The sequence below is a fragment of the Variovorax sp. OAS795 genome, assembly GCF_040546685.1.
Lineage (GTDB): Bacteria > Pseudomonadota > Gammaproteobacteria > Burkholderiales > Burkholderiaceae_C > Variovorax.
Window position 1 is genome coordinate 3,721,973 of sequence record NZ_JBEPOH010000001.1, and the last position, 20,518, is coordinate 3,742,490.

Annotated in this window: 21 protein-coding genes and 1 pseudogene; 17 read left to right on the forward strand and 5 right to left on the reverse strand. The window is 67.2% G+C overall.

The features are described 5' to 3' along the window. Positions 1-67: 67 nt before the first annotated feature. The 4 genes from ABID97_RS18015 to trmB all read left to right on the forward strand — a co-directional run bounded on the left by ABID97_RS18015 (position 68) and on the right by trmB (position 3,885). Positions 68-1,021 carry a LysR family transcriptional regulator gene (locus ABID97_RS18015; protein WP_354399779.1) on the forward strand — a complete coding sequence of 318 codons (954 nt, stop codon included), beginning with the start codon at positions 68-70 and terminating at the stop codon, positions 1,019-1,021. Between the two features lie 89 nt (positions 1,022-1,110). Further along, positions 1,111-2,199 carry an NAD(P)/FAD-dependent oxidoreductase gene (locus ABID97_RS18020; protein WP_354399780.1) on the forward strand — a complete coding sequence of 363 codons (1,089 nt, stop codon included), beginning with the start codon at positions 1,111-1,113 and terminating at the stop codon, positions 2,197-2,199. A 13-nt stretch (positions 2,200-2,212) separates the two neighbouring features. Beyond that, positions 2,213-3,136: a tRNA glutamyl-Q(34) synthetase GluQRS gene (gene gluQRS / locus ABID97_RS18025; protein WP_354399781.1), complete on the forward strand. Its 924-nt coding sequence runs from the start codon at positions 2,213-2,215 to the stop codon at positions 3,134-3,136. Further along, on the forward strand, positions 3,136-3,885 hold the full coding sequence (gene trmB, locus ABID97_RS18030) for a tRNA (guanosine(46)-N7)-methyltransferase TrmB (protein WP_354399782.1): 750 nt from the start codon (positions 3,136-3,138) through the stop codon (positions 3,883-3,885). Before gluQRS ends, trmB begins: the two co-directional genes overlap by 1 nt. A gap of 16 nt (positions 3,886-3,901) precedes the next feature. On the opposite strand, the gene pdxR is transcribed toward trmB, so the two are convergent. Beyond that, a complete protein-coding gene (pdxR, locus tag ABID97_RS18035; RefSeq protein ID WP_354399783.1) occupies positions 3,902-5,350 on the reverse strand; it encodes a MocR-like pyridoxine biosynthesis transcription factor PdxR in 1,449 nt (482 codons plus the stop codon). 99 nt (positions 5,351-5,449) lie between these two features. Between pdxR and ABID97_RS18040 the strand changes: the two genes are divergently transcribed. The 3 genes from ABID97_RS18040 (at position 5,450) to ABID97_RS18050 (ending at position 7,972) form a co-directional block, all read left to right on the forward strand. Continuing rightward, the gene (locus tag ABID97_RS18040) at positions 5,450-6,199 is read left to right on the forward strand and encodes an NAD-dependent epimerase/dehydratase family protein (RefSeq protein ID WP_354399784.1); all 750 of its coding nucleotides are present in this window, start codon (positions 5,450-5,452) and stop codon (positions 6,197-6,199) included. Further along, positions 6,196-6,729, forward strand: a complete 534-nt coding sequence (locus tag ABID97_RS18045) for a cupin domain-containing protein (protein WP_354399785.1) — start codon at positions 6,196-6,198, stop codon at positions 6,727-6,729. Before ABID97_RS18040 ends, ABID97_RS18045 begins: the two co-directional genes overlap by 4 nt. A gap of 76 nt (positions 6,730-6,805) precedes the next feature. Further along, complete coding sequence (locus ABID97_RS18050) at positions 6,806-7,972, forward strand: ABC transporter substrate-binding protein (RefSeq protein WP_354399786.1); 1,167 nt, start codon at positions 6,806-6,808, stop codon at positions 7,970-7,972. Positions 7,973-7,975: 3 nt separating this feature from the next. Here ABID97_RS18050 and ABID97_RS18055 read toward each other — a convergent pair whose 3' ends face one another. Continuing rightward, the gene (locus ABID97_RS18055) at positions 7,976-8,695 is read right to left on the reverse strand and encodes a Crp/Fnr family transcriptional regulator (RefSeq protein ID WP_354399787.1); all 720 of its coding nucleotides are present in this window, start codon (positions 8,693-8,695) and stop codon (positions 7,976-7,978) included. Positions 8,696-8,819: 124 nt separating this feature from the next. On the opposite strand from ABID97_RS18055, the gene ABID97_RS18060 reads away from it, so the two are divergent. The 4 genes from ABID97_RS18060 (at position 8,820) to bglX (ending at position 13,571) form a co-directional block, all read left to right on the forward strand. Beyond that, positions 8,820-9,410, forward strand: a complete 591-nt coding sequence (locus ABID97_RS18060) for an HD domain-containing protein (protein ID WP_354399788.1) — start codon at positions 8,820-8,822, stop codon at positions 9,408-9,410. A 23-nt stretch (positions 9,411-9,433) separates the two neighbouring features. Further along, a complete protein-coding gene (locus tag ABID97_RS18065) occupies positions 9,434-10,201 on the forward strand; it encodes a class II aldolase/adducin family protein (RefSeq protein WP_354399789.1) in 768 nt (255 codons plus the stop codon). 97 nt (positions 10,202-10,298) lie between these two features. Beyond that, positions 10,299-11,177, forward strand: a complete 879-nt coding sequence (locus ABID97_RS18070) for a bile acid:sodium symporter family protein (RefSeq protein ID WP_354399790.1) — start codon at positions 10,299-10,301, stop codon at positions 11,175-11,177. 120 nt (positions 11,178-11,297) lie between these two features. Then, on the forward strand, positions 11,298-13,571 hold the full coding sequence (bglX, locus tag ABID97_RS18075) for a beta-glucosidase BglX (protein ID WP_354399791.1): 2,274 nt from the start codon (positions 11,298-11,300) through the stop codon (positions 13,569-13,571). A gap of 77 nt (positions 13,572-13,648) precedes the next feature. Here bglX and ABID97_RS18080 read toward each other — a convergent pair whose 3' ends face one another. Both ABID97_RS18080 and ABID97_RS18085 read right to left on the reverse strand, forming a co-directional pair. After that, entirely contained in the window at positions 13,649-13,999 is a 351-nt protein-coding gene (locus ABID97_RS18080; RefSeq protein WP_354399792.1) for an alpha/beta hydrolase, read from the reverse strand. Positions 14,000-14,124: 125 nt separating this feature from the next. Then, the gene (locus ABID97_RS18085; protein WP_354399793.1) at positions 14,125-15,096 is read right to left on the reverse strand and encodes a LysR family transcriptional regulator; all 972 of its coding nucleotides are present in this window, start codon (positions 15,094-15,096) and stop codon (positions 14,125-14,127) included. A 70-nt stretch (positions 15,097-15,166) separates the two neighbouring features. On the opposite strand from ABID97_RS18085, the gene ABID97_RS18090 reads away from it, so the two are divergent. The 4 genes and pseudogenes from ABID97_RS18090 (at position 15,167) to ABID97_RS18105 (ending at position 18,033) form a co-directional block, all read left to right on the forward strand. Further along, positions 15,167-15,985, forward strand: a complete 819-nt coding sequence (locus ABID97_RS18090) for a 2OG-Fe(II) oxygenase (protein WP_354399794.1) — start codon at positions 15,167-15,169, stop codon at positions 15,983-15,985. Between the two features lie 11 nt (positions 15,986-15,996). Next, positions 15,997-16,794, forward strand: a complete 798-nt coding sequence (locus tag ABID97_RS18095; RefSeq protein ID WP_354399795.1) for a 2OG-Fe(II) oxygenase — start codon at positions 15,997-15,999, stop codon at positions 16,792-16,794. 11 nt (positions 16,795-16,805) lie between these two features. Beyond that, positions 16,806-16,958: pseudogene (locus ABID97_RS18100) on the forward strand (MFS transporter); the annotation flags it as partial. Between the two features lie 112 nt (positions 16,959-17,070). Continuing rightward, positions 17,071-18,033, forward strand: a complete 963-nt coding sequence (locus ABID97_RS18105) for an MFS transporter (protein WP_354399796.1) — start codon at positions 17,071-17,073, stop codon at positions 18,031-18,033. Positions 18,034-18,119: 86 nt separating this feature from the next. Here the strand turns inward: ABID97_RS18105 and ABID97_RS18110 are convergent, their stop codons facing one another. Further along, entirely contained in the window at positions 18,120-18,584 is a 465-nt protein-coding gene (locus ABID97_RS18110) for a hypothetical protein (protein WP_354399797.1), read from the reverse strand. Positions 18,585-18,865: 281 nt separating this feature from the next. Between ABID97_RS18110 and ABID97_RS18115 the strand changes: the two genes are divergently transcribed. Next, positions 18,866-19,684, forward strand: a complete 819-nt coding sequence (locus tag ABID97_RS18115; RefSeq protein ID WP_354399798.1) for a substrate-binding domain-containing protein — start codon at positions 18,866-18,868, stop codon at positions 19,682-19,684. A 59-nt stretch (positions 19,685-19,743) separates the two neighbouring features. Further along, on the forward strand, positions 19,744-20,499 hold the full coding sequence (locus ABID97_RS18120) for a transporter substrate-binding domain-containing protein (RefSeq protein WP_354399799.1): 756 nt from the start codon (positions 19,744-19,746) through the stop codon (positions 20,497-20,499). Positions 20,500-20,518: the final 19 nt, after the last annotated feature.

Consider the following 20,518-nt stretch of genomic DNA (forward strand, 5'->3'; position numbering starts at 1 on the left):
GGCTGCAAAAGCGCCGGGTTTTGATGGCATCATTCAAATTTTTTGATCATTCGATCGCGCAATCCACATGCCCAGCGCCAGAGACGTACTCACCCCCGACGCCCTCGCCATGCTGCAGACCGTGGCCAGCACCGGCAGCTTTGCAGGCGCCGCCCGCGAACTCAACCTGGTGCCCAGCGCGCTCAGCTACCGCGTGCGACAGATCGAGGACGCGCTCGACGTGCTGCTGTTCGACCGCAGCACGCGGCAGGCCCGCATCACCGAAGCCGGCGCCGAGCTGCTGCGCGAGTCGGCGCGGCTCCTGGGCGAGATCGATGCGGTGGCCAACCGCGTGAAGCGCGTGGCCACCGGCTGGGAGCCGATGCTCACCATCGCGGTCGACAGCGTGATCGCGCGCGATCCGCTGCTCGACCTGGCCACCGCCTTCTTCGCGCTCGACCCGCCCACGCGGCTCAAGCTGCGCGACGAGACGCTGCTCGGCACCATCGAGGCGCTGACCAGCGGCGAGGCCGACCTGGCCATTGGCGCGGTGCTCGATGCGGCGAGCCTGGCCTTCACCGCCACGGGCATCCGCAGCCGGCCGATCGGCGAACTGTGCTTCGTCTATGCGGTGGCGCCGCACCATCCGCTCGCGCGCCTGCCCGAGCCGTTGACCGATGCGGTGCTGCGCCAGCACCGTGCGGTGGCCGCTGCCGACTCGGTACGCAGCGGGCCGAGCATGACGGTCAACCTCGTCGGCGGACAGGACGTGCTCACGGTCCCCAGCATGCACGCCAAGCTGAACGCGCAGCTGCACGGCCTGGGCGGCGGCTTTCTGCCCGAGCCCATGGCGCGCCCGTACATCGAGGCCGGGCACCTGGTCGAACGCAAGACCGAACGGCTTCCGCCGCTCGCGACCATGCACTGCGCATGGCGCGTGCGCAGCGCCGGCGGGCCCGGCCGCGCGCTCGAATGGTGGCTCGCGCAATTCGAGCACGAGGCCACGCGCCGCGCGCTGCTGGAGCGGCATCGGGGCCGCTGAACGCCCACCGCCCGGAAGCACCCTGCGCAGACCGTTGTAGAGTCCTGTCACATCCACCCGTTTCCCCGTACACAAGAAAAGAGTCCCCCATGACCACTCGCGCAACTGCAAAGAAGGCAAAGGCCGACCGCCACCGAAGCCCCGCCGCCCCGCGCCACTACGCCATCGTCGGCGCCGGCATTGCCGGCGTGGCCTGCGCCCGCACGCTGGTGCAGGCCGGCCACAAGGTCACGGTGTTCGAACGCGAAGCCGCCCCCGGTGGGCGCATGGCGAGCGTCGACACCGCCTTCGGCCGCTTCGACAGCGGCGCGCAGTACTTCACCGTGCGCGATCCCCGCTTTGCGCTGGCGCTGGAAGCCACGCCCAATCTCTGCCGCCCCTGGAGCGCCAACCTCGTGCGCGTGCTCGATGCCCACGGCCGCGTGGCCGAGGCCGCCCTGCCCGGCCGCGAATCGCACTGGGTGGCCCAGCCCGGCATGGATGCGCTGGTAGGCCACTGGGCCGCGCCGCTCGGCGCCAGCCTCGTTCCCAACACGCAGGTCACGCAGATCGAACCCGATGCGCTCGATGCCAGGCGCTGGCAGCTGCGCACCGCGGGCGAGGACGATTCGCAGCACGTGTACTCGGGCTTCGACGGCGTTCTGCTGGCGGTACCGCCTTCGCGCACGCGCGCACTGCTTGGCGATGGCAAGCTGTCCGCAGCCATCAGCCAGAAGATCGAACCGGTGCGCATCGCGCCCTGCTGGACGCTGATGATCGCCTTCCCCCAGGCCAACCAGCCCACCATGTCGCACCTGGGCCCGCAATGGAATGCGGCGCGCAGCACGCACCACCGCGTGGCGTGGCTCGCACGCGAGTCGTCCAAGCCGGGCCGTGAGCGCGTCGAGCGCTGGACGCTGCAGGCCAGCGCCGCCTGGTCGCAGGAACACCTGCGCGACGATGCCGCACGCGTCGAGGCCAAGCTGCTGCGCGCCTTCGCCGAGATCACCGGCATCCATGCCGCGCCCACGCACGCCCAGGCACGCTGCTGGACCGAAGCCCAGACCCAGGTCCCCGTCGGCAAGAGCCATCTCTGGGACGCCAAGGCACGCATCGGCGTGGCCGGCGACTGGTGCACCGGGCACCGGGTGGAAGACGCGTTTCTTTCGGGCCTGTCGCTGGCGCTGGCAGCGGCCTGAAATCCGACAAGGGATGCGGGAGACCGGCCGCTTCGCCCCCTCCCCCACCGGCCCGCTGCATGCCGGCTCGCTGGTGGCGGCGCTTGCGAGCTGGCTCGACGTGCGCGCCCGCGGCCCCAAGGCGCGCTGGCTGATCCGCATCGAGGACGCCGATACCGAACGTTGCCTGCCCGGCATGGGCGAGCACATCCTCAGGCAACTGGCCGAGTGCAGCCTGCTGCCCGATGAAACGCCGGTATGGCAGACAACGCGCACCGAGCGCTACGAGGCTGCACTCGCCAGGCTGCAAACGCTCGGCCTCGCCTACCCCTGCGGCTGTTCGCGCAAGGACATCGACGACGCGCTGGCTCGCCTGGGCCGGCCGCACACCCGCCATGGCGAACGGGTCTATCCAGGCACCTGCCGCAACGGCCTGCACGGCAAGCCCGCGCGGGCATGGCGCTTTGCCGCCGAGAAGTTCGAATCCACCCAGCCAGCGTTGCCGCGCGGCGAGCTCTGCTGGACCGACCGCCGCCTGGGCCGCCAGTGCCAGCATGTCAGCCGCGAGGTCGGCGACTTCGTGCTGCGCCGCGCCGACGGCCCCTGGGCCTACCAGCTCGCGGTGGTGGTCGACGATGCCGAGCAAGGCGTGACCGACGTGGTCCGCGGCGAAGACCTGGCCGACAACACCGCGCGCCAGGTCCTCTTGCAGCGCGCGCTCGACCTGCCCACACCCAGCTACCTGCACACGCCGCTGGTGCGTGGCGCGGACGGCGACAAGCTCTCCAAGCAGAACGGCGCGACCGCCATCGACACCGCCACGCCTGCGGCCGCACTCGCGTCTCTCGACGCCGCCGCGCGCGTACTCGGCCTGGGCCCTGCGCAGGGGAGCACCTGCGCCGTCGCATTGGCCGGCTGGGTGCCCGAATGGGGCCATCTCTACAATTCGCGGCCGTAATGACCTCTTCCGACACCGTGCCCCACGACCTCCCCCCCAGCGACGACAACGCGGGCGACGACGACAACAAGCCGCATCCGCTGCACCGCCGCCTCAAGAGCTTCGTGAAGCGCGCGGGCCGCACCACCGACGGCCAGGCGCGCGCCTTTGCCGAACTCGGCCCGCTGTTCCTCATTCCCTACCGGCCCGAGCCGCTCGACCTGACGGCAGCCTTCGGCGGCCGCGTTGCGCCCACGGTGCTCGAGATCGGCTTCGGCATGGGCGAGGCCACCGCCCACATCGCCACGGTGATGCCCGAGACCCACTTTCTCTGCTGCGAAGTGCACGAGCCCGGCGTGGGCGCGCTGCTCAAGCGCATCGGCGAACAATCGATCACCAACATCCGCATCTGCGCGCACGATGCGGTCGACGTGCTCGACCACATGCTGCAGCCCGATTCGCTGGCCGGCGTGCATGTGTTCTTTCCCGACCCGTGGCACAAGAAGCGCCACAACAAGCGCCGGCTGATCCAGCCCGGGTTCGTGAAGAAGCTGGCCGAGCACCTGCGCCCGGGCGGCTACATCCATTGCGCGACCGACTGGCAGCCCTATGCCGAGCAGATGCTCGAGGTGCTGTCGGCCGAACCGCTGCTGCGCAACACGGCCGAAGGCTACGCCCCCAAGCCCGCCTACCGGCCGCTGACCAAGTTCGAGAACCGTGGCCTGAAGCTGGGCCACGGGGTCTGGGACCTGGTGTTCCAGCGCGCCTGAACCGCGACCTTCCTGTTCAGGGTCCGCGACCCAGCGCCGTGCGCAATCGCGCCGCAAGCTGCTGCGCCTCTGCGGCCGAAGCAACGTTGGTGAAGCCCATCAGCAGCCCCTCGTCATCGAAAGCCGCCGTGCCTCGCCTGGACAGCGGCTGGCAGTTCAGGCCCGCGCATTGCGCGCGGCGGGCCAGCTCCTCGTCGCTTTCCCGGCGCTGCGCGAAGCGTGCGATCAGGTGCATGCCGCCGCTTTGCAGGTCGATGCGCACGCCGTCGCCGAAGGCCTTGCGCAATGCGGCTGCGAGCATGCCCCGACGGCGTGCATAGAGGAGCCGCATCTTCTTCAGGTGGCGGGAGAAATGGCCTTCGCGCATGAAGTCGGCCACCACCGCTTGCGTGATCTGCGGGCTTCCGTTGGACCAGGTGCCGGCGGCAACGCCGAAGGCATCGCGCAATGCGTCGGGCACCACCAGGTAGCCCAGCGCCAGGCCGGGGAACAGCACCTTCGAGAAGCTGCCGGCATACAGCACGCGATCGTGCCCGTCGAGGCTCTTGAGTGCGGGCAGCGGCGCGCCGGCGTAGCGGTACTCGCCGTCGTAGTCGTCCTCAATGATCCAGGCCTTGGCCTCGGAGGCCCAGTCGAGCAATTGCAGCCGTCGAGCGAGCGACATCGAGACCCCCAGCGGCGCCTGGTGCGACGGCGTGACGACGGCCATCCTGGCGTCTGCCGCCTTGCGCAGGCCGCGCGCCACGTCCATGCCTTGCGGGTCGACCGGCACCGGCACGGGGCGCTGGCCGGCGCTGCGCAGCACCTCGTGCGTGGGCATGTAGCCCGGGTCTTCCACCCACACGCGGTCGTCCTTCGCGAGCAGCGTGTGCGAGACGAGCGCGAGCGAAGCGCGATAGCCGCCGGTCACGACGACCTGCGACGGCTGGCACGGTACGCCGCGGGAGACGCGCAGGTAGGCGGCGATGGCCGTGCGCAACGCCGGATGGCCGGAGGGGTCGCCATAGAACATGTCGGCCGCGCTTGTGGCTCGGGCGCGCCGCGCAGCCAGGCGCGCCCAGAGCTTGCGCGGAAAGGCATCGAGCGCCGGGATGCCCAGCTGCAGGGGCGGCGGCGCAGCGGGCTCGGCAAGTGCCTGCCCGGCGCTGGGGTCCGGCCCGCCTCTTTGAGGCCCGCGCCGCGCCGGCCGCCGCACAGGGAGCGAGGGCGAAACCACCGTGCCTGCCTGGCCTTGCGGCGAGAAATAGCCTTCACCTGCGAGCTGGTTGTAGGCCGTCTCGATGGTGCCGCGCGCCACGCCCAGTTCGCTCGCCAGGTTGCGGGCGGACGCCACGCGGTCACCCGGGCGAAGCACACCCGTTTCGATGGCCGCCCTGAAGCGCTCGTAGACCTGCCGGTACAGCGGCGCGGAGGCCGCGCGGTCGATCCCGAGCAGGGCGGCAGAAGAATTCTTCGCTTCGATCATGGCCTGCTCATTTTGGCGAATCTTGGCTCTTTGAGGTGGGGCATGGAGAACCTAAGCTGGACCCGGTCGAACAGGCCAGGAAGAGAAAAGGACATGCAAATGAGCGAGAAGATATTCGTGGCGGGTGCTTCCGGCGCGATCGGCAAGGCGCTGGTGCCGCTGCTGGTCGAGGCGGGATACACGGTCTACGGCAGCACCCGGCGCGCCGAGCGCGCGCATGCGCTCGAGGCGCACGGCGCACGGCCGGTCATCGTCGACGTGTTCGACGCCGAGGCCCTGCGCGCGGCACTGGTGCGCATTGCGCCGGCCGCCGTCATCCACCAGCTCACCGACCTGCCGCGGGATCTCGATCCAGCGCTCATGGCCGATGCCGCCCACCGCAACGCCAGCGTGCGCACCGAAGGCACACGCAACCTCGTGGCCGCGTCGCTCGCGGCCGGCACCCGCCGGCTGGTAGCACAGAGCATCGCGTGGTTGTACGCGCCCGGCCCGCTGCCCCATGTCGAGGCGCATCCGCTCGACCTCGAGGCGGAAGGCACCCGCCGCGTCAGCGTGGACGGCGTGGCGGCGCTGGAAAGCAGCGTGCTCGCCACGCCGGGCCTCGCGGGCACGGTGCTGCGCTACGGCCAGTTCTACGGCCCGGGAACACCCCACAGCGGGCCTCGGGGCACATGCCCGGTCCACGTGGAAGCCGCGGCCTGGGCGGCGGTGCTGGCACTGAAGCATTCCCAAGGGGGGATCTTCAACATCGCCGAAGACAGTCCCGACGTCAGCAGCGCGAAGGCGAGGCGCGAACTCGGCTGGCATCCTTCGCTGCGGCTGCGCCAGCGCCAGGGAGCGGCATCGTGAAGGCGCCACCGCTTCGCCGCGGCGCGTTCGGTGCCGGGCTTGCGGCCCTGTCGCTCGCGCTGGCTGCCGGCTGGGCGCTGATGCCCCACGGGGACCGGCAGGAGGCGGCGCAGTGGCTGGCCGACGTCTGCAGCAGCGTGGCACGGCCGATGTTCTCGTCCGCGCCAACGCCCGCGGGCTCGGGCGCCGAGGCGAGGCCCGCGGTGTCGTCCCGGGTGCTTTCTTGCGAAGCCTTGCCGAACGTGCCGGGCAAATCGGTGACCACGGTGCTCGTCGACTTTCCGCCGCTGGCCTACTCGCCCGCCCATCGGCATCCGGGCTCGGTGACCGCGGTCATTCTCGAAGGCACGATCCGCTCCCAGCTCGGCGGCGGCCCGGTGGGCACCTACAAGACTGGCGAGACCTTCTTCGAGCCGCCGCGCACGCTGCACCTCTTTGCGGAGAACCCCGATCCCGCTCGCCACGCCAGGCTGCTGGCGGTGTTCGTGGCCGACGAGAACTGCGGGCCCCTGGTGCTGCCGCCCGACTGAAAGTCGCGCAAACCCGCCTTTCCCGCGGGCATCGAACTTGCTACACTTTTTTACTAATTTGTATGAAGGGTGGCACATGAATAGCTCTCGGCGGAAAGTAATGACTGCGTGCGGCGCAATGCTGCTGGGCGCAGGCGGCGGTCTTCCTCTTTCGGCGCTCGCGCAATCCGCCAAGATTGCAGCAGGCGCACGGGTCGTGCTGCTGGGCCAGTCGGTGCCCCTGACCGGCGCGGCCAGCGAGATCGGGCTGGCCTTTGCCGCGGGCAGCCGGCTCGCGGTGGGCGACTTCAACGAGCGCAATGCCGCGAGCGGGCTCCAGCTCAAGCTGCTGCAGCTCGACGACGGCTACGACGCGGCCCGCGCCGCAGCCAATGCCCGCACCCTGCTGGGTGCCGACAAGGCCGACATGCTGTTCGGCTTCGTGGGCACCGCGAGCAGCGCCGCCGCGGCGACCGTGGCGGCGCAGCAAGGCAACCTGCTGTTCGCGCCCTTCGCCGCCGCCGACACGCTGCGCGAGGCGAGCCATCCCAACGTGTTCCACGTGCGTCCCGGCATGATCGACGAGGCCCTGAAGATCGTGCGCCAGTGCGCGACCGTGGGGCAGACGCGCGTCGCGCTGGTGGGCGACGACGACGCCATGGGCCGCGCCGGCCTCGCCGCCGTGCAGCAGGCCATCACCGAACTCAAGCTGCCCGCGCTGGTGGCCACCGCCATGGTGCCCGTCGGCGGCGGCGACAAGCTCGATGCGGCGCTCAAGACGGTGCAGCAGCAGACGCCCCAGGCCATCGTGCTGGTGTCGCTCTCGGGCACCACGGCCAATGCGATCCGCAAGCTGCGCAAGAGCGGCTATGCCGGCAGCTTCATGGCCTTCTCGATCGTGGGCATCGACCCGCTCTATGCGGAGCTGGGCAAGGACATCGGCGGCATCGTGATCTCGCAGGTGGTGCCCTCGCCACGGCCCTCGGCCATTCCCATCGTCAAGGAATACCGCGCCGCGGTGGACACCTCGGACCAGACACCGTCGTACGAAGGCCTGGAGGGCTACATCGCGGCCAAGGTGGTGGGCGAAGCCGTGCGCCGCGCCGGGCGAGGCTTCACGACCTCGAGCCTGCAGCGCGTGATGACCGCCATGACCGACTACGACGTGGGCGGCTTTCGCGTCAACCTGCGCCCGGGGCTTCGCGATGCTTCGAGGAACATCGACCTCATCAGCATCTCGGCCGACGGACGCGTGCTGCGCTGAGCTTCATCCGCTTCCGACCAGCGCGTGCAGCGCATCGACCGACAACAGGTCGATGCGCCCGTAGCCCAGCGAAATGACGGCGTCGCGCGCGAGCGCGTTGAGTTCCTTCGAGAGCGTCTGCCGCGTGACGCCGAGCATCATGGCCAGCGCCTCCTGCGGCAGCTTCAGCGTGCGGCGCAGGTGGACGGACTGCGTGGCGTCCCCGCGCGCGAGCACCAGCAGCCGGTGCGCCACGCGCGCACGCAGGCTGCGCAGCGTGGCGTCCTCGGTCAGGCCGTAGAGCATGCGCACGCGCGCCGCGAGCATGGCGGCGATGGCGTTCGCAAAGACCACGTCGCGCATCTGCTGTGCAAAGGCTTCGCGCGGCACCACCAACAGGTCGAGCGACTCGAGCGCGGTCGCATCGTGCGTGCGCGGCGAGCCGTCGATCAGCGTGATCTCGCCGAACCAGTTGCCGGGCTCGAGCACCGCAAGAATGGCTTCGCGCCCGTCCTGCCGCAGCGACGAGATCTTGATGGTGCCCGCCGCGAGTCCGTAGAACCCGCCGCCCGCCGCGTGCACCGGATCGCCTTGGCGAAACACCATGGCGCCGCGCCGCAGGTGAATGACTTCGGCCGCACCGACCAGCGCATCGCGCTGCGCGCGCGGCATGCTCGTGAACCATGGATTGCGCTCCATCGCGGCGCGGTGCGGGGCGGAAAGACGCAGCTTGGGAGCGGGCATGGCGGGGCGAATGGTCGTGGGGGGCGGGGTTTACCAGAGTCCTGCATTGTCAAATTCTTGACAGTTCAACGTCAAGCACAGGTCTACAGTGGCCGCCATCCCACAAGAACACGGAGACGACACGATGAGCGAACGGGCAAGTTTCAAGAGCATGCAGGAGAGCACGCGCGAAGACTGGCAACTGATCGGCGGCGAGTTCAGGCAATTTGCCGGCGGCCTGCCGGCCCGCGTGATCAGGCACCTGCAGATCCTCGAAGGCGATTACGGCGGCTTTCCGGTCGACCGCTACACCCATTCGCTGCAGACCGCGACACGCGCACTGCGCGACGGCCGCGATGAGGAGTACGTGGTGTGCGCGCTGCTGCACGACATCGGCGACACGCTCGGCAGCTTCAACCACCCGGACATTGCCGCGGCCATTCTCAAGCCCTTCGTGAGCGAGGCCAACCACTGGATGGTGCAGCACCACGGCATCTTCCAGGGCCACTACTTCTTCCACCACATCGGGCTGGACCGCGACATGCGCGACAACTTCAAGAGCCATCCGCACTACGAGCGCACGGCCGAGTTCTGCGCGCTGTACGACAACCCCGCCTTCGACCCCAAGGCCGAGACGCTGCCCATCAGCGAGTTCGCGCCGATGCTGCAACGCCTGATGGCCGAGCCGAAAGAGAGCATCTACAAGGCCGCGATGAAAGAACCGGCGGCCGCCTGAACACCCACAAGGACCCACTCACCATGAACGCAGCCTCCCAACCCGAAATCCAGAAACTCGTGTCCGCCGAAGAATGGCAGCTGCGCGTCGACCTTGCGGCCTGCTACCGGCTGGTGGCGCTCTACGGCTGGAGCGACCTGGTGTTCACCCACATCAGCGCGCGCATTCCCGGCCCCGAGCACCACTTCCTCATCAACCCCTACGGGCTCATGTTCGACGAGATCACCGCGTCGAGCCTGGTGAAGGTCGACCAGCAGTGCAACAAGATCATCGAGTCGCCTTACCCCGTGAACCCCGCCGGCTTCGTGATCCACAGCGCGGTGCATGCCGCGCGCGAAGACATCCAGTGCGTGCTGCACACCCACACCAAGGCCGGCATTGCCGTGAGCGCGCAGAAGAACGGCGTGCTGCCGATCAGCCAGCAATCGACCTTCGTGCTGGCCTCGCTGGCCTACCACGACTACGAGGGCGTGGCCTTCCGCGACGACGAGAAACCGCGCCTGCAGGCCGACATGGGCAGCGCCAACTACCTCATGCTGCGCAACCACGGCCTGCTCACCTGCGGCAAGACCATCTCGGACGCTTTCCTGTCGATGTACGTCTTCGAGACCACCTGCCAGATCCAGATTGCCGCGCAGTCGGGCGGCAGCGAACTCACGCACGTGAACCCGCAGATCGTCGAAGGCGTGGGCCAGGCCATGAAGGTGCAGACCGGCGGCCTGGGCGGCCAGTTCGTCTGGCCTTCGCTCATCCGCAAGCTCGACCGCATCGACGACAGCTACAAGCAATAAGACGCGCCGATTCCCGGTTTCCACGGCTGCCAGCGCCTGCGCGACAGGTGCGGGCAGCCATTTTTTTAGAACAAGCAGATAGAGGAGACAACAAGGCATGGACGCTACGCTCATCGTGACCCGCTTCCTGTTCGGCGCGCTGGCGCTCGTGATGTTCGGGCTCGGGCTTTCGCTTTCGCTCGCCGACTTCCGGCGTCTCTTCAAGCACCCCAAGGCGGTGACCATCGCGCTCGCGCTGCAGGTCGTCGGACTGCCGCTGGCCTGCTACGCCATCATCGTCGGCTTCGGTCTCTCGCCGGTGTTCGCGATCGGACTGATGCTGCTCGCGGCATCGCCGGGCGGTATCTCGGCCAATTTGTTCTCGCACCTGTTCGGCGGCAACGTCGCCATGAACATCTCACTCACGGCGGTCAACACGCTGCTCTCGATCGTCACGCTGCCGCTCATCGCGAACTGGGCCATCGGGCATTTCGCGCAGGGCGGCCAGGTGGTGCCGCTGCAGACGCGCAAGCTGGTGGAGGTGATCGCCATCGTGCTGGTGCCCGTGGCCATCGGCATGTTCGTGGCCTCGCGCAGGCCCGGCTTCGCGGCGCGCATGGAAAAGCCGACCAAGATCTTCAGTGCCGCGGTGCTCGCGGTGGTCACCGTGCTGGCCATCGCGAACGAGTGGAAGAACATCACCGCCACCTTCGCCGAGATCGGCCTGCCGGTGCTGATGTTCAACCTCGTGAGCCTGTTGGCCGGCTACTACCTGAGCCGCGCCGCGGGCCTCGACAAGCCGCTGGCCACGGCCATCAGCTATGAGATCGGCATCCACAACTCCACCCTGGCCATCTTCATCGCGGTGAGCGTGCTGGGGAGCTTCCAGCTCGCGCTGCCCGCGGCCATCTACTCGGTGGTGATGTACATCACTGCACCGCTGTTCGGCTGGCTGGTGTTGCGCCGGCGGCCAACAGCGGTTGTGCCTGCGCGTTGATGCGGGCATCCAACTGAGGCAATCGCGGGACGAAAAAGCCTGCTCCCGCCGAACCGGATGTAACAGCGCCAAAGCCCCGCCGAACGGCCCCGAACCGCTTTGGCGTGAGAATGGCGGGCCATGCACGTTCGAATCCCCGCCATGGCGGCCCTGCTGGGCCTGGCCTGTTTCCTCTCCCCCGTTTCCCACGCAGCCCCTCCCACCCCCGCGGAGAACCAGGGCGCGGACGCCCGTATCGATTCGCTCATCGCCCGCATGACGGTCGAGGAGAAGGTGGGCCAGCTCAGTCTCTACGGCCCCGCCGACACCGACATCCCCGGCAATCCGCAGGCCGCCCAGCGCAACGGGCAGCAGGAGATCGACGATGTGCGCGCCGGCCGGCTCACCGGCCTGTTCAACAACCAGGGACTGGAACGCAAGCGCGTGCTGCAGGAGGTGGCCGTGCGCGAATCGCGCCTGGGCATTCCGCTGCTCTACGGCGCCGACGTGATCCACGGCTTTCGCACCATCTTCCCCATGCCGCTGGCGGAAGCCGCGAGCTGGGAGCCCGAGCTTGCCGAGCGCACCGCGCGCGCGGCGGCGGTGGAAGCCAGCGCCGATGGCTTTCGCTGGACCTTCGCGCCGATGGTGGACATTGCGCGCGATGCGCGCTGGGGACGCGGCATCGAGGGCGCGGGCGAAGACGTGTACCTGGCCAACCTGTTCGCGGCGGCACGGGTGCGCGGCTTCCAGGGCAGCGACCTTTCACGCGGCGACTCGCTGCTGGCCACGCCCAAGCACTTCGCGGCCTATGGCGCCGCGGAAGGCGGGCTCGACTACGCGGCCACCGACATCTCCGAGCGCACGCTGCGCCAGGTGTACCTGCCGCCGTTCCGCGCCGCACTGGATGCGGGGGCGCTGTCGATCATGAGCGCCTTCAACGAGATATCGGGCATTCCGTCGATCGCCAACCCTGCGCTCCTGACGGGCGTGCTGCGCGACGAATGGAAGTTCAAGGGCTTCGTGGTGTCCGACTACACCGCCGACGAGGAACTGATCGCGCACGGCTACGCGGCCAACGGACGCGAGGCCGCCAGGCAATCGTTCCTGGCCGGCACCGACGTGAGCATGCAGAGCGGCCTGTACATGCGCTACCTGCCCGAACTCGTGGCCGCGGGCGAAGTGCCGATGGCGCGCCTGGACGATGCAGTGCGCCGCGTGCTGTGGGTCAAGCAGAAGCTCGGCCTGTTCGACCAGCCGCTTCGAGGACTCGAAGCCGCACCGGCCCAGGCCCGCGCCGAGAACCCCGAGCACATCGCCCTTGCGCGCGAGGACGCCCGCCGCGCCATCGTGATGCTGAAGAACGAGCGCGCGGTGCTGCCGCTGCCCCGGTCCGGCAAGAAGATCGCGCTGATCGGGCCCTTCGCGTCGGGAACGCAGGACCTGCTCGGCGCCTGGAGCCTGTTCCCCGGCCAGACGGCGCCCGTCGGCATCGAAGACGGCTTGCGCGCCGCGCTGCGCGATCCCGCGGCGTTGGCGGTGGTGCGCGGCTCGGGCATCGATGCGCCGCTGGCCGGCGGCATCGAGGCCGCGGTGGCAGCCGCGCGCGATGCCGACGTGGTGGTGCTCGCCATCGGCGAGGGCCAGCTCATGTCCGGCGAGGCGCGCTCGCGCACCGACATCGGCATTCCCCAGGCCCAGCAGGACCTGGCCGAAGCCGTGGCCGCCACCGGCAAGCCCGTGGTCGTGCTGCTGAGCAATGGCCGCGCCATGGCGCTCAGGGGCGCAGTGCGCAACGCCGACGCCATCCTGGTCACCTGGTTCCTGGGCGTGCAGACGGGCAGTGCCATCGCCGACGTGGTGTTCGGCGACTTCAATCCTTCCGGCCGGCTGCCGGTGAGTTTTCCGCAAACCTCGGGCCAGGTGCCCTTCTACTATGGGCAGAAGCGCACCGGCCGGCCGCTGCCCGACAACGACCAGGCGATGGCCTTCAAGACCCGTTATGTCGACACCACGAACCAGGCGCTCTACCCCTTCGGCTACGGCATCGGCTATGCGCCGGTGCGCTACGACGGCGTGGAGACGAGCCAGGACCGGTTGCCGCTCGGCGGCACGCTGCGCGTGCGCGCCACGGTCACCAACACCGGCCGGCGCGAGGCCGAGGAAGTGGTGCAGCTCTATGTGGCCGAACGCGCTGCGAGCGTGACGCGCCCCGTGCGCGAGCTCAAGAATTTCCGCAAGGTGCGCATCGCGCCCGGCGCATCGCAGGTGGTCGAGTTCACGCTTGCAGCCGAAGACCTGCGGTTCATCGGCCGCGACATGAAGCCGACGGTGGAACCCGGCGAGTTCGATCTGTGGGTGGCGCCTTCGGCCACGGGCGGCATCCGCAAGAGCTTTGCGCTGACGCGGGAGTGATTCGGGCTGCGCCGCAACGCCGAACGGGCCCGAAGGCCCGTTGTTCACTGCGTCGATCGGACAGCCAGGACGATGGCTTACAGGCCAGCCTGGCGCGTGAATGACACGCTGGGCTTCTTGTAGGCTTGCGGCACTTCGTCGCGGTAGAACGCGCGGCGGTCGAGGCTGGCGAGCGGGTCGTGCGCCTTGGCAACGGCTTCGGCCTGGATCACCGAGCGGTCGGCGGTCGAGGTGAAGGCTTGCGCACCGGCGCTGGAACCTTCACCGTACTGGTTGCCGGCGCGAGCGGCGGCAACGGCTTGCGGAGCGACTTCGGCACGCGACACGCCGGAGTTCACGGTCAGCACGCCTTCGTAGGTTTCTGCGTGCGCACCGGCAGCAGCCAGGAGCGAGAGGGCAGCGGCAGCGAGGATCTTCGAGGCATTCATTTCAATCTCCTAATGAGTGGGTTGGTGAGATGAAGTTTGAGCCCGAAGCACCATGAAAAAACGCCGCAAAATGAATCACGGCGTTCACGGGATCGAAACAATCGCGCGGCACCTCGGTCACTCCGTCAGGACATCTTTGGCTGGCATGCCCCGCCCGCCTCGAGTCTGTATAGCTCTTCGAGAAGCAGTCTCACGCGAATTGGAACCATCCGGTTTGCAGGAAGGACCGCGTGGATTGGCGTCGGAGTTGGTCGATGCGACTTGAGCACCTCGACCAGTCGGCCCTGCTTCAGAGCCTCGGCAACCATGTAATCCGGGAACTGGGCCAAACCCATGCCCAGTTCGGTCGCATGCGCCATCGATTCGCCATCGGAAAAGCGCGCGTACGGAGGCGAGATCGGCGAACGCTGTCGAGCATGCCCTTTGAAACGCCACTCTTGATCCTTGCCGCTCGTAGGCATGCGGAAGACGACCGCTCGGTGATCACTCAGCGACTTCAGATCTTTCGGGGTGCCCTGCTCTCTCAAATAGGCCGGGGAGCCGCAAAGAATCCATTGCTGCTGGGAAAAGCGGCGCGCAACCAATCCCGAATCGGACATGGTGCCGATCCGCACGGCCATATCCACGCCCTCTCTGACCAGGTCCACAAAAGCGTCGGAGAGGCTCACATCGAATCTCAGATCCGGGCACTTCCGCGCCAATCGCGCAAGCAGCGGCAACACGACCTGCCGGCCATAGACGATAGGCAGATCGAGGCGCAAGACACCCGACGGCCGGTCCTTTCCACCAAGCATCTCGCTTTCCAACGCCTCCATCTCGTTGATCACTCTCTGACAACGAGCAAAGAGGCGCTCGCCGTCCGACGTGGGAGTGACGCATCGAGTGGTGCGATGAAAGAGCCGAACATCCAAGGACTCCTCCAGCCGTGCGACAGCCTTGGCGACGGTGGAAGGCGTGAGACCGAACTCCCGGGCCGCCGCCGCAAAAGACTGTTTCCGAACGACTTCCGAGAAAAGTGACAGCAGTTGCAGATGTCGCAATTGGATCTCCATTGCAGAATTTTTTTCCTCAGTGTAGCGAAGCTGAACGTTCTTCACGCGAACTCGGCAGATCGCGAAACTCGCGTCCGTCCATGAAAAGCGGAAGCGCTGAAAACAAGGGAGAGAAATGGAAGCACTTGCAGTCGAGTCCATCGTCGCGCCGAGAGAGTCGGTGCTAAAAATTACAGCAGACCAACTAAAGCCCAACATGATCGTTGCGCTGGCCGAGCAGAAGCTGGCTGTGATCCAGGTCAAAGCCTTCGTCCCTGCGCATGTGTGCGCACTGCTTGCCGAGCGGGCCGAAAGCTTTGGCTATTCTTCGTACCTCAACGTTCCCAGCGTAAGGCGGATCGGCATGGCCTTTTACGAAACTGAAGGACGTACCGATCTCATCGAGCAGTACTTCTCGGAGGCTCAACAGAACGTCCGCGATTTTCGCCGTGCTTGCGAACCCTATTGCTCCCCGATCGACATCTTTCGATGCACTCTGGATGAGATCTGGCCATACGGTGCAAACCTGCAAACCCTGGACCAGCGAAAAATGTATATCGGGCTGTCCAGGATGGTCAGCGCTGGGACGACTTTTCTTGCGCATCACGACATCTTCTCGGAAGACGCTCGAGGTTGTCCGGAGGCTGCAAGCCTCAAGGCCCAGTTCGGCGCAAACGTCTACCTGCAGATGCCAGAAACGGGCGGCGCCTTGCTCATGTGGGACCGGGAAATTCCTGCGGCCGAGTTCGATCGCATGAGGGGCAACGACTATGGCCTTCCCATCGAGACGCTGGGGCCACCGGATGTCGAGGTCAGACCCGAGCCCGGGGATCTCCTGATCTTCAATTCGCGAAAAATGCATGCCGTCTCGCCCGGAACGGGAAGAAGCCGCCTCACGGTGTCGTGCTTTGTCGGCTACCGCGGCAAGCAGCAGGCCCTTACCTACTGGAGTTGATGGAGTCGCCAATGAATGAGATCTTGGAACAACCTGCGGTCATCGCTGCGTCCGGGAAACTGACGTTACCTCTGATCGAGAGCCTCCTCAGTGGAGAGGCGCTCATTATTCGCGTTGCCAACTTCACACGCCCCGCGACTTGCCGGCTCATCGCCTCAGGCCTGCAGCGCGCCGGATACAACGACTACTTGAACGCACCCACTGTTGGTCGCATAGGCATGTCTTTCTTCGAAACAGGCGGAAAGCAAGAACTCGTCGACCATTACTTTCGAACAGCGATTCCCAACATCGAAATCCTTCGGAAAGCCTGCGAGCCCTATCAAAGCCCGATCGACGTATTCCGTTGTGTGGTCGACGAAATATGGCCGAAGGGTGCGAACCTTCAGACATTGTCTGATCGCAAGATGTTCGTCGGTCTCTCGCGGAACATGCGGCCTGGCGCTTCCCTTCTGGCCCACCACGACATGCTCGCGCGGCTCGCACCACATGATCGTGAAGCCAATGACTTGCACATGCAGATGGCTGTCAACGTCTATGTGGATGTGCCCGAGAAAGGTGGGGAGTTGCTGATGTGGCGCGATGAGATCTCCGACGCCGAGTTTTTGCGACGCAGAGGCTCCAATTATGGAATGGAGATCGAGCCATTGGGCGCACCCGACATCGTGTTGAAGCCAAGAGTCGGTGACCTGATTCTCTTTAACGCTCGCAAGCTCCATGCGGTCGCGAGCAGTAGCGGATCTGACCGATTGACCGTATCGAGCTTTCTCGGCTATCGCGGTCATAAACAACCGCTCACGTTCTGGAGTTGATGGAGATACCAATGATCAACGCCCGTCGCGCCGTGCCTGTCTTCGTCGTCTTTGCCGCCGGATATTTTCTGTCCTCACTCGTGCGGGGAGTCACCGCCACGCTTGCACCGACCCTCACCCGCGAGCAGGGATTGACGGCGGGGCAACTCGGGCTTCTGGGCGGCGCCTATTTCCTCGGGTTCGCAGTGCTGCAACTGCCGCTGGGAAATTGGCTCGATCGCTACGGGCCCGAAACGGGTGCTTCTGGCCTGCCTGAGTGGCGCAGTAGCAAGCTGCTTGGCGTTCGCGATTGCGAACGGCTTCGGCATGATGCTTCTGGCGCGTTTCATCGGAGGCATCGGTGTGAGCGCATGCCTGATTGCCCCATTGACCGGAGCCAGGATTTGGCTGGATGCCAAGCGGCAGCAGGCTGCAAATTCCTGGATGCTGATGGCAGGCTCATTGGGCCTTTTGATGGCCACGCTGCCTGTGCAATGGCTACTGCCGACTTATGGCTGGCGAGTGATCTTCATCGGCCTGGCCCTTTGTTTCGCGTTGACCATGCTGGGCACCGCCTGGCTGGTGCCCGGCGCGGAGGCGCAGCGAACGGCCGAGCGGATGCCCTTGATACAAAGCTATCGCCCGATCTTTACCCACCCCTACTTTCGGCGCATCGCATGGCTGGGTTTTGTGAACTACGGGATTCTCGTGGCGCTTCAAACGCTGTGGGTGGGGCCCTGGCTCACCGAGGTGACCGGCCGCACCCCGCAGGAGGCGGCCACAGGCTTGTTTGCGATCAATCTGACCATGCTGTTCGTTTTCTGGGGATGGGGTCTGATCAACCCGCGGCTTCACGCGCTTGGCCTTGGCGCCGAGCGCCTCATGATATGGGGCACTCCGCTGAGCATTGCGGCCCTCGGCGTGTTCGCATGGCTCGGGCCTGAGGCTGGGTGGATCGCATTTGCAATCTACTGCGTCTTGTCCAGCGTGCTGTCCTTGACGCATCCTGCCGTTGGGGCCGCCTTTCCTGCCGCGCTGGCCGGACGAGCGATTTCCGCCTTCAACCTCGTGCTTTTTGTCGGAGTATTCCTTGCACAGTGGGCGGTTGGATCGGGCATTGACTTGCTAAGAGCCGCCAATTGGCCTGCGGCTCATGCATTCCAGGCTGTCTTCGGTGTGCTTGCGCTGTGCTGCGCCTGGAGCTACGCGTGGTTTGTCGCCGGGGTTTTCAAGATGATGCGGCCGGCGCCGGTGTCCTGAGCCCAGGCTGTATTGCGGGGTCCGAGAAGCTCGGCGCGGAGAGACGCGCCGCCGCGGCGGGCCGGCCGGCCCTCCGATCGACCTTCCTACCTCTTCGTTGCCGGCGTTGCGGGCACAGCGGGCGTCGTCGTGCCGGTGCTCGACTTGGACGCCGGCACCGCGGGCGTCGCGGGTGTTGCGGGTGTTGCGGACATCGTGGTCGAGGTCGAGGACGATGAAGATTGCGGCGATGGCGTTGCCGGTGTCGCAGGCGTGGCCGGCGTCGCAGGCGAGGTGGCCGTGGCGGGCGTTGCAGGCGTGGCGGGTGTCGCCGGCGTTGCGGCATTGGCGGAGGCGTTGGACCCGCTGGCCGCACCCGCACCGTTGCCGCCAGCACCGGCTGCGGCGCCTACACCGGCACTGCCGCTGCCACCGGCCCCACCGCCGCTACCTCCACCGCCGCCGGCCCCACCGCCCCCGCCGCCACCACCGGCCGCCAAGGCCAGAGGTGCGACGCAGGCGCCCATGAGGACCGCCACCAGGGTCGGTGCAATGCGCTGTTTCAGCTTCATCGGATTCTCCTTGTTGATGTTTCGACAAGGCCAAGCTAGACGCGCTTGGAAACCCTCCTTGTAGTCAAAAGCCCTCATGGCAGGACGGCCGGATCGGTCGGGGCTGCGATTCGGCTATGCAATCGATAGCTGTACAGGCCGCTTCCAAGCCAAGCCCGAGAGATCAAGGCTGTGCGCTGGGGGACTTGACCAGGCCGCCGCCTCCGTACTTACCCCGAAGCAACTGAAGGCCGTTTGACAGCCTCGCTGCCTACGATGGAGGGGAAGCACCAGGAGACACCATGAAGACCCAGCCTTTCCCCCTGCATCGCCTGACCCGCCGCGCCGCCCTGCTGGCCGCGGCGGCCGTGCTTGCCGGATGCGGCAGCCTCGGCAACGCGCCACGCGCGGGCAGCGACATCCACGTGATGACCTCGGGTGGCTTCACGGCCGCCTACAACGACCTGCGCCCGGGCTTCGAGCGCAGCAGCGGCCGCACGGTCAAGACGGCCTATGGCGCTTCGATGGGCAATGCGGAAGATTCCATTCCGAGCCGCCTGTCGCGCAACGAACCGGCCGACGTGGTGATCCTCGCGCGGCCGGCGCTCGATGCGCTGGTGGCAGACGGCAAGGTGGTGGCGGGAAGCCAGGTCGACCTGGTGCGGTCTTCGATAGGCTTTGCGGTGCGCAAGGGCGCGCCCAAGCCTGACATCGCAACGGTCGATGCGCTCAAGCGCACGCTGCTGGCGGCGACTTCCATCGCCTATTCGGCCAGCGCCAGCGGCACGTACTATGAAACCGAGCTGCTCAAGAAGCTCGGCATCGAGGACCAGGTCAAGCCCAAGAGCAAGCGCATCCTGAGCGAGCGCGTGGGCACCGTGGTGGCGCGCGGCGACGCGGCGCTGGGGCTGCAGCAGGTGAGCGAACTGCTGCCGATCGAAGGCATCGACTACGTCGGCCCACTGCCGGCCGAGGTGCAGCGCGTGACGGTGTTCTCGGCCGGCATTGCCACGGCCTCCAGGCAGCCCGATGCGGCGCGCCAGCTGATCCGCTACCTCAACTCGCCCGAGGCGGCGCCGGCCATTGCGAAGACGGGCCTGGAGCCGATCACGGCACGCTGATGCGCAGCCATGGCGGCCGCTAAACTGGTGTTCACTCCTTCCCCCATCCGATGGACGCCATGACCCAGCCACAGCCGCCACTGCCCTTAGCTCCCGCCCTCGTTGCCGCATTCGCGCCCGGCGGCACGCTGCGCGCCTCGATCAATCTCGGCAACCCGATCCTCGCGAACAAGGACGCGGCCACTGGCGAGCCGGTGGGGGTCTCGATTGAACTCGCGCGCGAGTTCGCGCGCCGCCTCGGCGTGGCCATCGAACTCGTGGTGTTCGAGAAGGCGGCCGCCTCGGTCGATGCGGTCAAGAACGAGAAGGCCGACATCGGCTTCTTCGCCATCGACCCGGCGCGCAGCGACGGGTTGCTCTTCACCGCGCCGTATGTGCTGATCGAAGGCAGCTATCTCGTTCGCGAAGATTCGGCGCTCACCGACAACGCGCAGGTCGACGGCGCGGGCCAGCGCATCTCGGTCGGCTCGGGCAGCGCCTACGACCTGTTCCTCACGCGCGAACTCAGGCAGGCCGAGGTCGTGCGGCTCCAGGGCGCGGCCGCGGCCATGGCGGCCCTGCGTTCGGGGCAGGTCGAAGTGGCCGCCGGCATCCGGCAGATGCTCGAAGCCGAAGCCCGGCGCGAAGCGGGCGTGCGCGTGCTGCCGGGCCGCTTCATGGTGATCCAGCAGGCCATGGGAACGCCGGCCAGCCGCGGTGCGGAGGCGCAGGCACTGCTCGCGGCCTTCGTCGAGGAGATGAAGGCCAGCGGCTTCGTGGCCGATGCGCTCGCGCGCCACGGCATCGAAGGCGCGATCGTCGCGCCTGCGGCCTAGCTTGGCGCGCGCCGGCCGG

What these genes read in the sequence shown, in the direction of transcription:
- ABID97_RS18015 (WP_354399779.1), top strand. Translation starts at nt 68, where the DNA reads ATGCCCAGCGCCAGAGACGTACTCACCCCCGACGCCCTCGCCATGCTG.
- ABID97_RS18020 (WP_354399780.1), top strand. Translation starts at nt 1,111, where the DNA reads ATGACCACTCGCGCAACTGCAAAGAAGGCAAAGGCCGACCGCCACCGA.
- gluQRS (WP_354399781.1), top strand. Translation starts at nt 2,213, where the DNA reads ATGCGGGAGACCGGCCGCTTCGCCCCCTCCCCCACCGGCCCGCTGCAT.
- trmB (WP_354399782.1), top strand. Translation starts at nt 3,136, where the DNA reads ATGACCTCTTCCGACACCGTGCCCCACGACCTCCCCCCCAGCGACGAC.
- pdxR (WP_354399783.1), bottom strand. Translation starts at nt 5,350, where the DNA reads ATGATCGAAGCGAAGAATTCTTCTGCCGCCCTGCTCGGGATCGACCGC.
- ABID97_RS18040 (WP_354399784.1), top strand. Translation starts at nt 5,450, where the DNA reads ATGAGCGAGAAGATATTCGTGGCGGGTGCTTCCGGCGCGATCGGCAAG.
- ABID97_RS18050 (WP_354399786.1), top strand. Translation starts at nt 6,806, where the DNA reads ATGAATAGCTCTCGGCGGAAAGTAATGACTGCGTGCGGCGCAATGCTG.
- ABID97_RS18055 (WP_354399787.1), bottom strand. Translation starts at nt 8,695, where the DNA reads ATGCCCGCTCCCAAGCTGCGTCTTTCCGCCCCGCACCGCGCCGCGATG.
- ABID97_RS18060 (WP_354399788.1), top strand. Translation starts at nt 8,820, where the DNA reads ATGAGCGAACGGGCAAGTTTCAAGAGCATGCAGGAGAGCACGCGCGAA.
- ABID97_RS18065 (WP_354399789.1), top strand. Translation starts at nt 9,434, where the DNA reads ATGAACGCAGCCTCCCAACCCGAAATCCAGAAACTCGTGTCCGCCGAA.
- ABID97_RS18070 (WP_354399790.1), top strand. Translation starts at nt 10,299, where the DNA reads ATGGACGCTACGCTCATCGTGACCCGCTTCCTGTTCGGCGCGCTGGCG.
- bglX (WP_354399791.1), top strand. Translation starts at nt 11,298, where the DNA reads ATGCACGTTCGAATCCCCGCCATGGCGGCCCTGCTGGGCCTGGCCTGT.
- ABID97_RS18080 (WP_354399792.1), bottom strand. Translation starts at nt 13,999, where the DNA reads ATGAATGCCTCGAAGATCCTCGCTGCCGCTGCCCTCTCGCTCCTGGCT.
- ABID97_RS18090 (WP_354399794.1), top strand. Translation starts at nt 15,167, where the DNA reads ATGGAAGCACTTGCAGTCGAGTCCATCGTCGCGCCGAGAGAGTCGGTG.
- ABID97_RS18095 (WP_354399795.1), top strand. Translation starts at nt 15,997, where the DNA reads ATGAATGAGATCTTGGAACAACCTGCGGTCATCGCTGCGTCCGGGAAA.
- ABID97_RS18110 (WP_354399797.1), bottom strand. Translation starts at nt 18,584, where the DNA reads ATGAAGCTGAAACAGCGCATTGCACCGACCCTGGTGGCGGTCCTCATG.
- ABID97_RS18115 (WP_354399798.1), top strand. Translation starts at nt 18,866, where the DNA reads ATGAAGACCCAGCCTTTCCCCCTGCATCGCCTGACCCGCCGCGCCGCC.
- ABID97_RS18120 (WP_354399799.1), top strand. Translation starts at nt 19,744, where the DNA reads ATGACCCAGCCACAGCCGCCACTGCCCTTAGCTCCCGCCCTCGTTGCC.